Here is a 14,991-nt window from a genome sequence, read left to right on the forward strand (position 1 = left end):
GAATTAGCTATCCTTTTCGCTTGCATCATCAACATCGTCATGACGCTTATCACTAGCTACAGCACGATCAACAAGGTTACTCATACGTACACCTTCAACCATCGACTTGTCATAAACAAAACGTAAATGCGGCATTATACGGGCACGTAAACGTTTTGCTAATAGTGAGCGAATATAACCTTCAGCTTCTGTTAATACTTCAATTGAGCTAGCAATTTTACTTTGATCATCATCGAAGAAAGTGACAAAGACTTTTGCGTAGGCTAAATCACGAGTTACTTCGACTGCAGATACCGTTGTCATACTCAAACGAGGATCTTTTACCTCTCGCATTAAGATTACGGCGATTTCTTTTTGGATTTGCTGAGCCACTCGGTCAGTTCTGGCATATTCTCTAGCCATATAAATCTCCTAACAAAAACGGAGGCAAAGCCTCCATTTCTAAATTCTTTTTAATTGAAACTAAACAAGTTCAACGCTTTATCAATGTTTAGCTTTAAAGTTTAACTTTGTTTAATTGCTTGTTAATTCAAGGCAGAAGCGCGCAGCATACTAGTGTATGTGAGCACTTCTAACGCAGAAGTACGAGCAATTAAGCTAGTTAAAATTAAAGAGAGCGTTTAACTTCTACCGTCTCAAATACTTCAATCTGGTCACCAACGCGAACATCATTATAGTTCTTAACGCCGATACCACACTCAGTACCATTACGTACTTCTTGTACGTCATCTTTAAAGCGACGTAGTGATTCAAGCTCACCTTCGTAAATAACGACGTTATCACGTAAAACACGAATTGGTGCACTACGCTTAATGGTACCTTCAGTTACCATACAACCAGCAATCGCGCCAATCTTAGGTGACTTAAAGACATCACGTACTTCAGCAAGACCAATAATTTCTTGCTTAAACTCAGGTGCAAGCATACCACTCATGGCTTGCTTCACTTCGTCAATTAATGCGTAAATAACGCTGTAATAACGTAAATCAACACCTTCAGATTCTATTACTTTACGTGCAGCGGCATCAGCACGTACGTTGAAACCAACGATGATTGCATTAGAAGCTGCTGCTAATGTTGCATCAGTTTCGGTAATACCACCAACACCTGAGCCAATGATACGTACTTTAACTTCATCTGTTGAAAGTTTTTGTAATGAATCTGAAATGGCTTCTAATGAACCTTGTACATCTGACTTAAGTACAACATTCACCTCAGAAACCTCACCTTCAGCCATGTTCGCAAACATGTTTTCAAGTTTAGATTTTTGTTGACGAGCAAGCTTAACATCACGGAATTTGCCTTGACGATATAAAGCAACTTCACGTGCTTTCTTCTCATCTTTAACCACAGTCGCTTCATCACCTGATTGTGGTACGCCACTTAGACCTAAAATTTCTACAGGGATAGACGGGCCAGCAGACTTAATCGCTTTACCATTTTCATCGCGCATCGCACGAACACGACCATACTCTAAACCACAAAGTACGATATCACCTTGGTTTAACGTACCTTCTTGAACAAGAATCGTTGCAACTGGGCCACGACCTTTATCAAGTTTAGATTCAACCACAACACCGTTAGCCATCTTATCTACTACAGCGGTAAGCTCTAGTACTTCTGATTGTAACAATACTGAGTCTAATAACTCATCGATACCTAAACCAGTTTTTGCTGATACGTGAACAAACTGCACATCACCACCCCAATCTTCTGGGATAACATCATGTTGTGATAACTCATTCTTAACACGATCTGGATCTGCGGTTTCTTTATCCATTTTGTTAACAGCAATAATAATTGGCACATCAGAGGCTTTAGCGTGCTGAATCGCTTCGATTGTTTGTGGCATAACACCATCATCGGCAGCAACAACTATGATAACGATATCGGTTGCCTTAGCACCACGTGAACGCATTGCGGTAAAGGCAGCGTGACCAGGAGTATCTAAGAAAGTGATCATGCCATGACCCGTTTCTACGTGATATGCACCAATGTGCTGGGTAATACCACCAGCTTCGCCATCAGCAACTTTTGCTTCACGGATGTGGTCAAGTAATGATGTTTTACCGTGGTCAACGTGACCCATAATAGTGACAACTGGCGCACGCGTAATTTCTTCACCGGCATCACCGCGATCCGCTAGTACTGCTTCTTCTAGTGCATTTTCTTTCACTAACACTACGTTAAAGCCCATTTCTTCAGCCACTAATGCAGCCGTTTCTTGGTCAATAACTTGGTTGATAGTCGCCATAGCACCCATTTTGAACATGGCTTTAACAACTTCAGCACCTTTTTTAGCCATCTTATTGGCTAACTCTGCAACAGAAATTGTTTCACCAATGCGAATGTCTTGTACTTTCGTTTCTACTGGCTTAGTAAAGCCATGCTGTAAACTTTGTGGTGCAGATAAAGTTTTCTTACGACCTTTTGCCGGGCGTGTATCTTTAGCTTTCTTATCTTGGCCAGCTTTTTTCTTACGGCGACGACGGCCACCTTCTTCATCAGCATCAATAGCATCTTCTGCTTCTTGTGCGTATTTAGATGAAGTTAAGTGAACCACTTCTTTTTCTTTCGCTTTACGCTCAGCTTCTTGAGCTTTCCAGCGCGCTTCATTTTCTTCAGCTAATTTAGCTGCTGCTGCTGCAGCTTCTTTTGCTTCCGCTTCAGCTTTAGCTGCCGCTTCTTTTTCTTGCTGTAATCTCAGTTTTTTCGCTTCTTCGCTTTCAGCTTCTTTCACAGGTACTGCCGCTGCTTGCTCGATATTCTTTGCTTTTTCTATAGCAGCTTGCTTAGCTTTAGCTTCCGCTTCTGCTTTAGCTTGTGCCTTACGCTCTGCTTCAGCTTCAGCTTTAGCTTTCGCTACTGCTGCAGCCGCTTCAGCTTCTTTACGCTCTGCTTCTGCTTTTGCTGCCGCTTCTGCTTCTGCCTTCGCTTTGGCTTCCGCTTCAGCTTTTGCCGCTTCTTCTGCTAATTTTTGCTCTTCAAGCTCACTGCGTTTAACGTATGTGCGTTTCTTACGTACTTCAACATTAACCGATTTTGCTTTGCTGCCGTGACCTAAGGTCAAAGTAGATTTAGTTTTTCTGCTTAAAGTTAATTTACTTGGCTTAGCTGATGAATCATCACCGTGCTGTTTTTTCAAGTGTCCTAAAAGCGCTTCTTTTTCTTCTTGCGAAATTGAATCCGTTGCCGATTTTTTCACGCCTGAGTCAGCTAATTGACTTACTAAGCGATCCACCGGTGTACCGATTTCTTTGGCAAGTTCTGCTACCGTTATATCTGCCATCTATACTATTCTCCCGGTGTTTATTATTCTTCGTTAAACCAACAAATGTTACGAGCAGCCATAATTAACTCACCCGCTTTGGTTTCATCTAATTCATCAATGTCACTAATTTCATCAATGCCTTGCTCTGCTAAGTCTTCTAGTGTACGTACACCACGACTAGCTAAAACAAACGCTGTGTGACGCTCTAAACCTTCAAGTGCAAGTAAGTCTTCTGCAGGCTCTGCACCTTCAAGCGTTTCTTCACTTGCCAATGCTTGTGTCGTTAACGCTTCTTTAGCGCGCTCTCTTAACTCTTCAACGATTTCTTCATTCAAACCGTCAATTTCTAACATTTCAGCGACTGGCACATAGGCAATTTCTTCTAATGAAGTAAAACCTTCTTCTGCAAGTAACATGGCAAAGTCTTCATCAAGATCTAACTTCTCAGTAAATAAAGTTAATACCTTGTCGTTTTCAGCTTGATGCTTTTCTTTCATGTCTTCAACAGTCATCACATTAAGCTCCCAACCGGTTAGTTGGCTAGCTAAACGAATGTTTTGACCACTACGGCCAATGGCCATTGCTAAGTTACCTTCTTCAACCGCAATATCCATTGTGCCTTTATCTTCATCAACGATAATTGAAGCAACTTCAGCAGGTGCCATAGCATTAATAACAAACTGAGCAACGTTATCATCATGTAGTACGATATCGACACGTTCACCACCTAGCTCACCAGAAACCGCTTGTACACGCGAACCACGCATACCAACACAAGCACCAACAGGGTCAATACGCTTATCATTACTCTTCACTGCAATTTTTGCACGAGAACCTGGATCACGAGCAGCACCTTTAATTTCCAGCATTTCTTCGCCAATTTCAGGTACTTCAACGCGGAATAGTTCAATTAGCATTTCTGGTTTTGTACGGCTAACAAATAACTGCGCACCACGTGCTTCGGGCTTAATTTCATATAGTAAACCACGTACACGATCACCTGGACGGAAAGATTCGCGAGGTAACATATCATCGCGGTAAATAATAGCTTCCGCATTATTACCTAAATCTAAAATCACGCTATCACGGCTTGATTTCTTAACAACACCCGTTACAAGTTCGCCTAACTGTTCTTGGTAAGCATCAACCACTAATGCACGCTCAGCTTCGCGAATTTTTTGCACAATAACTTGTTTCGCTGTTTGTGTAGTTACACGGTCAAATTTAACTGATTCAATTTGCTCTTCAACGTAATCACCCACTTGTAGTTCAGGGTTTTCATATTGAGCTGCTTCAAGGCTAATTTCAGCGTACGGGTTTTCCATCGGTGTTTCACTTTCGTCGACAATTAACCAACGACGAAATGTATCGAAATCACCTGAAATGCGGTCAATTGAAACACGGACCACAATATCACCATCGTACTTTTTCTTTGTAGCTGTCTCTAAAGCTGTTTCCATTGCTTCAAAAATGCTTTCTCGGGGTAATGCTTTTTCATTTGAAACAGCATCAACAACCAGTAATACTTCCTTACTCATGCTTCTTAGCCCTTAATTATTTTTCAAAATTTGCGACAAGGTTTGCTTTATCAATGTTGCTGATAACTAACTCATAGTCTATGCCGTCTACCACTACAACAAGGGTATCGTTTTCTATGCTAACCAGCTCACCTTTAAACTTTCTACGACCATTTAATGGCATAGCAAGCTTAACATTGATGGTTTCACCTATAACTGCTTGATAATGTTCTAAATCAAACAAGGGTCTATCAAGACCAGGTGATGAAACCTCTAGGTTATATTCACTACTTATTGGATCTTCGACATCTAAAATAGCCCCCACTTGACGACTCACTTCTGCACAGTCATCAACGGTAATGCCATCTTCATGGTCAATAAACAAACGTAAAACTGAATTATTCCCAGCACTTATAAACTCGATACCAAGCAAAGACTTACCGGTTTCTTCCACTGCTGGACGTAACATATCAGTCAATTTTTGTTCAAATTTAGCCAATCGTATTCTCCTCTTCTTGCGTTATCACTGCTGTCAACAACGCAACAAAGTATAAAAATTAGGTATAAAAAAAGGGCATATAGCCCAGCGATTATTTGCTGTCATTGTTAATAAGAACCAATGACTCGCCCCTAAAAACAAAAAAACCCCATAATAGGGGTTAAATTCACTGTCCCCCTATATATAGCTATAGCAATACATTCTAACTATATATGGTTATTAATAACTACTTACAGCTATTAACTTACAACAAGAATAAAACTAGGTAATAACAACCTAAAGTTTTCCAGTGACATCTTATTATAATCTGATGGCGTGAATTATATAGTGCAGCTTAGGCAAGCGCAAGCCAGAACACCGAAAAAAAGCAATTACCTCAAAAATATCTGTTTACAAATCATGCTTTAAATTATGTTTATTTTACAAGCTTTTAGTATAATCATTACATTAATGCTATATATATATAAAAACAGCAGATATAATCGCATTATTTTGAGTTATCATATAATTACCCTTCAATAAGCAGTTTAACGGGATTTTAATTGAACTTTGTGGAGCAACAATCTAGTCATGTATAAGTTTTCTAAATTATTATTCAAAAATTCGTTGATTGCTGCCTTATTCTTTTTAGTCTTCTGTTTCGCTGTGCTTTTTTTTGTTAAAAACGATTTATCAGAGCAAAGCAATCAGCACCAGTATGCCATACTTGCCTTATCTGAGCAGCTAGCTCAATCTAGTTCAGCCAATGATAGTAGTGTTAACAAAGAAATAGCAAAATCATTAGCCATTTTATTAAAGAAGTCTAACCAATATTTACTATTATCGATTCGAGATAATACAGGCAGTTTATATAACAGCCAAAAAAAACCATCTTCTTATTTGAGCTTTATTTTTCCAGAAAAACAGTCAGTCCGTTTAAATGGACTAGCATTTACACTGGAATATCAGCTCGATCTTAGTAAACAAACGGGCTTAGTTAATAATATCTTAATAGCTCTGTTCATTTTAGCTATTACTTTTACCGTATTAGCCAGTGTTTTAAATTACCGTTTACAGTCAAAAGTTTTAAAAGCTATCAGCTCGCAAATCAAACATGATTTAGATGAAATTAATAATCCAGAAGGTGACTCTTTTGGTAAAAGCAAAAAAACAAACGGACTCGACATTCCCGAGCTTAAAGAAGGTATTGCTGAAATAAAGGCATTAATGTCTGAACAACTTAAGAATTCAACCTCACTAGAGATGGAAGCTTATGTAGATCATTTAACTGGCCTTGAAAACCGCAACAGATTTGTGCAGTTTTATGAAGAGCAAATAACACAAGAGAGCCCTATTAACTTTGGTGTATTACTTATTACCCGTTGTTCAGAATTACAAACTATTAATCAAGTACATGGTTACCATGAAGGTGACACTTATATCACTAACGTAGCTGACTTAATTAAAGCAGCCATTAGCAAACACCCTCGAGGAAAGCTATTTCGCTTAAATAGCTCAGATTTTGCCACCATTTTACCGAATGAAAAAATAAAGCAAGCTGAAGTATACGCACAAGAATTAACGCAAGAGTTTAATCAATACCAACAAGCTGAAGATTTAGACTCTGTCGCATTTACCGGTTTAGTATTCTTTGATAAAACCAAACCCTTAGGTGAATTATTAGCTTTAGCTGATACTGGCGTAAGTGTTGCGCAAACTAAAAGCAATAACTCTTGGTATTCACTAAAAGATACCGACATTATCTCAAGCAATGTCACTAACACAGGTAATCAGAATTGGCGCCAAGAAATCGATAGTGTTATTGAAGGACAACGTATTGCGTTATTACTTCAACCAATTCAACCAAGTGGCCGTAATAACAAGGTCTATAGTGAGGTATTAGCACGCTTTTTAAATAGTAATGATGAGATGCTGCCTACTGCATCATTTATCGCCATGGCGGAAAAACTTGATAAAATCGTTGCCGTTGACAAACTCATTATTGATAGTGCCATTAATGAAATCGTTAACAAAAACATGCTAGAAAACAGCTTCGGCATTAATATTAGTGCACGTAGTATTAATGATGAGCATTTTATGATTTGGCTAGAGCGTAAATTATTGCGAGAGCCTGCCGCCGCATCGAGATTAGTATTTGAAATCACAGAATTTGGCTTACAGCAAAATATTAAAACCGGCAAACGACTGGTGGAAATGCTGCACCGTGTCGGCGCACGCGTAACCGTCGAACGATTTGGTGTTGGCTTAACTTCATTTAAATTCTTTAGAGATTTAACACCAGATTATATCAAAATGGATAGCTCTTATACTCGCGATATAGATGACGATAAGAATAATCAGTACTTTTTACGCCTAATGGTAGACTTAGCACACAGGCTAGGTATCAACGTACTTGCTGAAAGCGTTGAAACCCAAGAAGAAAAGCACACATTAGAAAAACTTTTTATTGATGGTTGCCAAGGTTTTTATGTCGGTAAACCCGCACCACTTTAAGGGGTATTAAGGGCAAAATTAGCCAATTTTTTTGCCCTGTAAATATAATCAGCCAACTTTTACTAAAAAAAATTAACTTTCATCAACAAATCCAACATTGTACCCCTGTCAATAGTTGTTAAATGGACAATAAAAACGGATAATAAGCACCAATTTATTGTCCTGTTCATATAATTATTAAACCAAATGACTGATTACGTATTGCTATTAATAGGCACAGTACTCGTTAATAACTTTGTCCTCGTACAATTTCTTGGTCTTTGCCCTTTTATGGGGGTTTCTTCCCGCACAGAAACAGCGATAGGAATGTCATTTGCCACAATTTTTGTCATGACTATTGCCTCTTTACTAAGCTACTTAGTGACCACTTATGTACTAGAGCCACTAAGCCTTGAGTTCCTAACAACCATGAGCTTTATTCTAGTCATTGCGGTTGTCGTTCAATTCACCGAAATGGTTGTCCATAGAACAAGTGCTAACTTGTATCGCTTATTGGGTATTTTTCTGCCATTAATTACCACTAACTGTGCCGTTTTAGGTGTTGCTTTACTCAATCTAAGATTACAACACGGCTTTTTAGAATCAATTATCTATGGCTTTGGCGCTGCTGCTGGCTTTTCTTTGGTACTGGTTATGTTCTCAGCCATGCGCGAGAAGCTGGCAAATGCCGATGTCCCAACACCATTTAAAGGGGCTGCAATAGCCATGATTACTGCTGGACTTATGTCTTTAGCCTTTATGGGCTTTACTGGTTTGGTGAATGTATAAATGACGATTCTTATTGCTATATTAGTGCTTGGCGCTATCGCCGCCTTATTTGGCGCCCTACTTGGCTATGCCTCAGTCCGCTTTAAAGTTGAAGCTGACCCTATCGTAGATCAACTCGATGCACTTTTACCGCAAACTCAATGTGGTCAATGTGGCTACCCAGGCTGTAAACCTTACGCTCAAGCCGTTGCAGATGGCGAGGCAATCAATAAATGTGCACCAGGTGGTGAAGACACAATTAAAAAGATTGCTGACCTTATGGGGGTTGAAGTACAGCCATTAGATGAAAGTCATGAACAAGATAACCGCCCCAAAGTCGCTTTTATTATTGAAGAAGATTGCATTGGCTGTACTAAATGTATTCAGGCCTGCCCAGTCGATGCCATTTTAGGTGCGGCAAAACAAATGCACACCATCATTAGCGATGAGTGTACAGGCTGCGATCTTTGTGTAGCTCCCTGCCCTGTCGATTGTATTGAAATGCGTGTCATCCCAGAAACCCCGCAAAATTGGCAGTGGGACTTATCTGCTATTCCCGTAAAGCAGTTGGATTAGGAGAAAACGGTGGAATCAATTGTAGAACGTATAAGTCGCCAACACTTCTGGTCTTTTCACGGAGGCGTACATCCTCCCGAGCAAAAAGAGCTCACCAACAACAAGCCAATAAAGCACTTGGCACTACCTAAACAGCTTATTTTGCCCTTACAGCAACACATAGGTCGTCAAGGTGATTTACTTGTTAAAGTTGGCGATACCGTTTTAAAAGGTCAGCCACTAACCGCTAGCAGTAATCCTATGGCTGTACCTATTCATGCACCGACAAGTGGTCGCATATCAGCTATTAAACCATCCGTTATTGCCCACCCATCGGGTTTGAGTGAGCTTTGCATTTTTATTGATGTTGATGGTGAAGAACGCTGGATAGAAAGAAAAGCTTGCCAAGATATTACGCAATTAAGTAATCAGGAAATCATCAATAAAATAGCCAATGCTGGTATAGCCGGTATGGGTGGTGCAGGCTTTCCAACACATATCAAAGTCAATACTAAACCTGATATTAACTTTTTAATTATTAATGCCGCTGAATGTGAGCCGTACATTACCGCCGATGATTTACTTACTTGCGAACACAGTGAATCAATTATTGAAGGCATCCAAATATTAGATCAATTGCTAAACCCTGCATTCATACTAATAGGTATAGAAGATAACAAACCTAAAGCGATTGCTGCATTACAACAAGCAAGCAAAGGTTTAGAGAAAATCAAAGTTTGCGTTGTGCCGACAAAGTACCCTACAGGTGGTGAAAAGCAATTAATTAAGGTGCTAACGGGTCAAGAAATTAAAAGCGGTAGCTTGCCTATTCATCAAGGCATTGTTATGCAAAATATTGCGACATGCTTTGCAATCAATGAAGCAATTCGTCATGACACCCCGCTACTTCAACGCGTAGTCACAGTAACAGGTCAAGCACTAGCAAAACCACAAAATGTTTGGGCACTGCTGGGCACACCAGTTAGTCATTTATTAGAGCAATGCGGTTTTGACAATAAAGGCATGGTTCGTTCTCCTGTGATTATGGGCGGACCTATGATGGGCTTTAGCTTATCTAGCGATATGGTGCCCATAGTTAAAATTAGTAACTGTATCCTTGCCCCTTCAGCAAAAGAAATGCCGAGTGCTTTTACAGGTGCGAGCCAAGAAGTAGAGTGTATTCGCTGCGGTCAATGTGCGGATGTCTGCCCAAGCCAATTATTACCACAAGAATTGCAGTGGAGTGCGAAAGCAAAAGACTACCCGCAACTCGCCAAACTTAACTTATCTGACTGCATTGACTGTGGAGCCTGTGCATACGTATGCCCAAGCCATATTCCATTGGTGCAATATTACCGGGTAGCTAAAGCAGAAGTTAGACAACAGCAGCAAGCGGATTTAAAAGCTGAGAAAGCAAAACTACGCTTCGAAGCGCGTAAAAAACGCTTAGAGCAAGAGAAAATAGCCAGAGAATTAAAGCATAAGAAAGCAGCCGAAGCGCGCAAAGCTGCCATGAATAAGGCAACACCTGAAGCTGTAGAGGCAAAATCTGCTGTGGCTGCGGCTTTAGCACGTGTTAAAGCGAAAAAAGCAGCATCAAAGCAAGTTGAACCAAGCGAGACAATTACACCAGATAATGTAGCGCAAACAGCCGAGCCTGCACAACAAGATGCCAAAGCAAAAGTTGCTGCAGCTATTGCACGAGCCAAAGCCAAAAAGCAAGCTCAGCAAGAAAAAGACACAGAAACTAACAAGTTAGACTCAGCTGATGCCGATAAAAAAGCAAAAATTGCCGCTGCCGTTGCGAAAGCTAAAGCGAAAAAACAAGCTGGAAATGAAACTTTACCTGTTAGCAGTGAAGAAAGCGCTAGTAAAGAAAGCACGAATGAAGAAAATACTAACAAAGACAGCAAGCTAGATAAAAAGTCAGCCGCTATTGCCAAAGCAAAAGCGAAAGCACTAGCTAAGAAGCAACAATCAGCTGAAGAATCTGCGCCAGAAACTAGCACGGATTCAACAATGAATCACAGTGAAGATGCTGCACCAGCTGAGCAAGTAACGCCTCAAAACGATGCTCAAAGCAAAAAAGCGGCGATTATTGCCAAAGCAAAGGCTAAAGCACTAGCTAAAAAACAACAATCTACAGAAGAATCAGCTAACGAGTCAGCATCACAAGCTAGCACTGATTCAACAATGAATCACAGTGAAGATGCAGCACCAGCCGAGGCTACTGAGCCAGCTGAGCAAGTAACGCCTCAAAACGATGCTCAGAGCAAGAAAGCTGCAATTATTGCTAAAGCAAAGGCGAAAGCACTAGCTAAAAAACAACAATCTACAGAAGAATCAGCTAACGAGTCAGCATCAGAAGCTAGCACGGATTCAACAATGAATCACAGTGAAGGCGCTGCACCAACAGAGGCTATTAAACCAGCTGAGTCAGCTGAGTCTACTGAGCAAATAAAGCCTCAAAATGATGCTCAGAGCAAAAAGGCGGCGATTATCGCCAAAGCAAAGGCGAAAGCCTTAGCTAAAAAGGCATTAGCAGAACAAAAGAATACAGGTCAAAACGGTAACGACCTAAATCAATCAAACGAGTAACAAGATATTATGGCTTTTTGGATAGCAAGTTCTCCGCATAATCACATTCAAAGTGAAACTTCCGCTTTGATGCGTTTGGTTATTTATGCAACCATTCCAGGAATACTCGCGCAATGGTACTTCTTTGGCTGGGGAAATATCATTCACATCGCCCTTGCTGTAATGACAGCATTAGTGAGTGAATTTACAATATTAGCACTGCGTAACAAAAACATTAAAACTCAGCTGTTTGATGGTAGCGCAATATTAACTGCGGTGTTACTAGGTATCTGCCTACCTGCCATAGCACCATGGTGGATATCTGTCATAGGTACTCTCTTTGCTATCGCCGTAGTAAAGCAATTATACGGTGGTTTAGGACACAATCCATTTAACCCAGCTATGGCCGGTTATGTCATGTTGTTAATTTCATTCCCATTGCAAATGACAACTTGGTTGCCGCCTTTTACTTTAGTGCCTATCGAGCTAGATTTTACCAATACCTTAGCAGTTATCTTCACGGGTTTTACCGTAGATGGTTTCTCGGTTGAGCAGCTAAGAACCAGTATTGATGGCGTTACTATGGCTACACCGCTTGATACCCTCAAAACGAATACCGCTCTTGGCTTAACCGTACTCGAGGCAAGTAAAGCCCCGGTTTTTGGCGAACACTTTGCTCTTGGCTGGGAATGGATTAACGCAGGTTTCTTACTCGGCGGCTTATTCTTAATCGCTAAAAAAGCAATTGCTTGGCAAACGCCAATAAGCTTTCTTGCTAGCTTGTTTATTTGTAGTTTTATTGCTTATAGCATAAGCCCTGATAGCAGCGCCTCTACCATGTTTCATTGGTTCTCTGGCGCAACTATGTTAGGTGCATTTTTTATTTTAACCGACCCAGTTACCGGTGCCACGAGTGTTAAAGGTCGTATCATGGTTGGCTTTTTAGCTGGCTTGTTAGTCTATATTATCCGAGTTTTTGGTGGTTACCCTGATGGTGTTGCTTTCGCCATATTGCTCTGTAACATGTCAGCACCTTTGATTGACCAATACACAAGACCGAGAACATACGGCCATACGCGAGGTGAGCACTAATGTCAGATAAAAGCGTAAATAAAAACTCGCCAAAGCCATCAAAAAAACGCTCTGAGCAACATATTGCTATTTCTAATAACGGTAAAATACTAGCGCTCTTTGCTATTGCTTGTACTGCTGTTGTTGGTTTAGTTAGTGAATTCACTAAAGATAGAATAAAAATACAAGAGCAACAGCAATTGCTTAATACCTTACATAGCATTATTGAGCCTAGCCGCTATAACAACGATATTGCCAATGATTGTATTCACATGAGCTCTGCCTTATTAGGCGGTAATGATATAGAAACCGGCTATGTTGCTCGTCAAGATGATGAAGTTGTTGCTATCGCGCTAACGGCTACCGCACCTGATGGCTACAATGGCGATATAGACTTAATCATTGCCATTAATATGGATAGTAGCGTCAGTGGTGTTAGGGTCTTAAAACATCAGGAAACACCAGGCTTAGGTGATAAAATTGAAATAAGAAAAAACAGTTGGATCACGAATTTTACCGATAAACGTTTATTGTCAGAAGAAGACAGCCGCTGGGCGGTTATTAAAGATGGCGGTATGTTTGATCAATTTACCGGCGCAACCATTACCCCTAGAGCTGTGGTTAAAGCGGTAAAAAAAGCGGTTCAGTATTTCAATCACAATAAAGATATCTTGATAATACGACCAAACGCTTGTGCGATTAAAGAGCAAAATGCTATAAGCTTAGCTGAAAATAAAGACGACTCTTCTGCGACAGAAAAAATTAAGCAAGCAACGAAACAAGCGACTAACGCAACAGGAGCAAGCAATGACTAAAGCGCATGAACCTTCAGCTGATGAAGTAAGTAATGAAAGTATCGCTGTTAAAGCTCCTGTAGACTTAACTGAATACAAAGAGCTTGCTATACAAGGCCTTTGGAAAAATAACCCCGGACTAGTTCAACTTTTGGGCTTATGCCCGCTGCTTGCTGTTACCGCCACCGTTGCCAATGCTTTGGGGCTCGCTTTAGCAACGCTACTTGTACTGGTATGCTCAAACGTAACCGTATCACTTATTCGTCATTGGGTACCAAAAGAAATCAGAATCCCTATCTTTGTTCTGATCATTGCGGCCTTTGTAACCTGCGTACAACTATTAATGAATGCTTTTACTTTCGGTATTTATCAGTCGCTAGGGATTTTCTTACCGCTTATCGTGACCAACTGTGCCATTATCGGCCGCGCTGAAGCCTATGCCTCTAAAAACCCAGTAAAACAAGCAGCCTTTGACGGTTTTATGATGGGGCTAGGCTTTGCGCTGGTATTAATAGTACTTGGAGCTATTCGCGAAGTATTAGGTCAAGGCACTTTATTTGACGGCGCTAATTTGCTGCTTGGTGAATGGGCGACTAGCCTACGCGTTGAGGTTTTTCACCTTGATAGCCAATTCCTGCTGGCAATTTTGCCACCTGGTGCATTTATAGCCATGGGCTTTCTGATCGCCATTAAAAATGCCATTGATGAACGAGCAAAAAAACAGCAAGTAAATAAGTCTGAGCAAGTTATAGAACGCGTAAGAGTTAACTTTGACTCTTAAGCACATGCACTTTCACCAAATCAATAAAAACTATAGGTATCTGCATGAATAAAGAAAAGCGCCTGGAAATATTAACGCGATTAAGGGATAACAACCCAAATCCAACAACTGAACTGAATTTTTCAACACCGTTTGAATTACTTATTGCGGTATTGCTATCCGCACAAGCAACCGATGTTGGCGTAAATAAAGCAACCGATAAACTCTACCCTGTTGCCAATACACCGCAAGCAATTCTAGATTTAGGCTTAGAAGGCTTAAAAGAATACATAAAAACCATCGGTTTATTTAACACCAAAGCTGAGAATACAATCAAAACCTGCCAAATGCTTGTTGATTTACATGGCGGTGAAGTGCCAGAAAGTAGAGAAGCTTTAGAAGCCTTGCCAGGTGTTGGCAGAAAAACCGCAAATGTTGTCCTTAACACTGCGTTTGGCTGGCCGACCATAGCTGTGGATACCCATATCGACCGTGTTTCTAACCGCACTAAATTTGCCATGGGCAAAAACGTGGTTGAAGTTGAAAACAAACTTTTAAAAGTAGTACCTAAAGACTTTAAAGTCGACGTGCATCACTGGCTGATTTTGCACGGCCGTTATACATGTACGGCTCGTAAACCCAAATGTGGCTCATGTATTATTGAAGACTTGTGTGAGTTTAAAGATAAAACTGAATAAGTAGTTTTG

Annotated in this window: 12 protein-coding genes; 8 read left to right on the forward strand and 4 right to left on the reverse strand. The window is 40.5% G+C overall.

The window, feature by feature from the left end:
* Positions 1-3: 3 nt before the first annotated feature.
* From rbfA to rimP, 4 genes are all read right to left on the reverse strand, one after another.
* Complete coding sequence (gene rbfA / locus EMK97_RS03995; protein WP_130599656.1) at positions 4-402, reverse strand: 30S ribosome-binding factor RbfA; 399 nt, start codon at positions 400-402, stop codon at positions 4-6.
* 205 nt (positions 403-607) lie between these two features.
* Complete coding sequence (gene infB, locus EMK97_RS04000) at positions 608-3,289, reverse strand: translation initiation factor IF-2 (RefSeq protein WP_130599658.1); 2,682 nt, start codon at positions 3,287-3,289, stop codon at positions 608-610.
* A 23-nt stretch (positions 3,290-3,312) separates the two neighbouring features.
* The gene (gene nusA / locus EMK97_RS04005) at positions 3,313-4,809 is read right to left on the reverse strand and encodes a transcription termination factor NusA (RefSeq protein WP_130599660.1); all 1,497 of its coding nucleotides are present in this window, start codon (positions 4,807-4,809) and stop codon (positions 3,313-3,315) included.
* A gap of 16 nt (positions 4,810-4,825) precedes the next feature.
* Positions 4,826-5,287: a ribosome maturation factor RimP gene (rimP, locus tag EMK97_RS04010; protein ID WP_130599662.1), complete on the reverse strand. Its 462-nt coding sequence runs from the start codon at positions 5,285-5,287 to the stop codon at positions 4,826-4,828.
* Positions 5,288-5,857: 570 nt separating this feature from the next.
* Here rimP and EMK97_RS04015 point away from each other — a divergent pair.
* From EMK97_RS04015 to nth, 8 genes are all read left to right on the forward strand, one after another.
* Positions 5,858-7,780, forward strand: a complete 1,923-nt coding sequence (locus EMK97_RS04015; protein WP_130599664.1) for an EAL domain-containing protein — start codon at positions 5,858-5,860, stop codon at positions 7,778-7,780.
* A 186-nt stretch (positions 7,781-7,966) separates the two neighbouring features.
* Complete coding sequence (gene rsxA, locus EMK97_RS04020; protein ID WP_130599666.1) at positions 7,967-8,548, forward strand: electron transport complex subunit RsxA; 582 nt, start codon at positions 7,967-7,969, stop codon at positions 8,546-8,548.
* A complete protein-coding gene (gene rsxB / locus EMK97_RS04025) occupies positions 8,549-9,103 on the forward strand; it encodes an electron transport complex subunit RsxB (RefSeq protein WP_130599668.1) in 555 nt (184 codons plus the stop codon). It abuts the gene before it with no gap.
* 9 nt (positions 9,104-9,112) lie between these two features.
* Positions 9,113-11,680, forward strand: a complete 2,568-nt coding sequence (rsxC, locus tag EMK97_RS04030; protein WP_130599670.1) for an electron transport complex subunit RsxC — start codon at positions 9,113-9,115, stop codon at positions 11,678-11,680.
* A gap of 9 nt (positions 11,681-11,689) precedes the next feature.
* The gene (rsxD, locus tag EMK97_RS04035; RefSeq protein WP_130599672.1) at positions 11,690-12,751 is read left to right on the forward strand and encodes an electron transport complex subunit RsxD; all 1,062 of its coding nucleotides are present in this window, start codon (positions 11,690-11,692) and stop codon (positions 12,749-12,751) included.
* A complete protein-coding gene (gene rsxG / locus EMK97_RS04040; protein WP_130599674.1) occupies positions 12,751-13,545 on the forward strand; it encodes an electron transport complex subunit RsxG in 795 nt (264 codons plus the stop codon). Before rsxD ends, rsxG begins: the two co-directional genes overlap by 1 nt.
* The gene (locus tag EMK97_RS04045; RefSeq protein WP_130599676.1) at positions 13,538-14,305 is read left to right on the forward strand and encodes an electron transport complex subunit E; all 768 of its coding nucleotides are present in this window, start codon (positions 13,538-13,540) and stop codon (positions 14,303-14,305) included. Before rsxG ends, EMK97_RS04045 begins: the two co-directional genes overlap by 8 nt.
* A 44-nt stretch (positions 14,306-14,349) precedes the next feature.
* Positions 14,350-14,982, forward strand: a complete 633-nt coding sequence (gene nth / locus EMK97_RS04050; protein WP_130599678.1) for an endonuclease III — start codon at positions 14,350-14,352, stop codon at positions 14,980-14,982.
* Positions 14,983-14,991: the final 9 nt, after the last annotated feature.

The organism is Litorilituus sediminis, from assembly GCF_004295665.1.
Classification (GTDB): domain Bacteria; phylum Pseudomonadota; class Gammaproteobacteria; order Enterobacterales; family Alteromonadaceae; genus Colwellia; species Colwellia sediminis.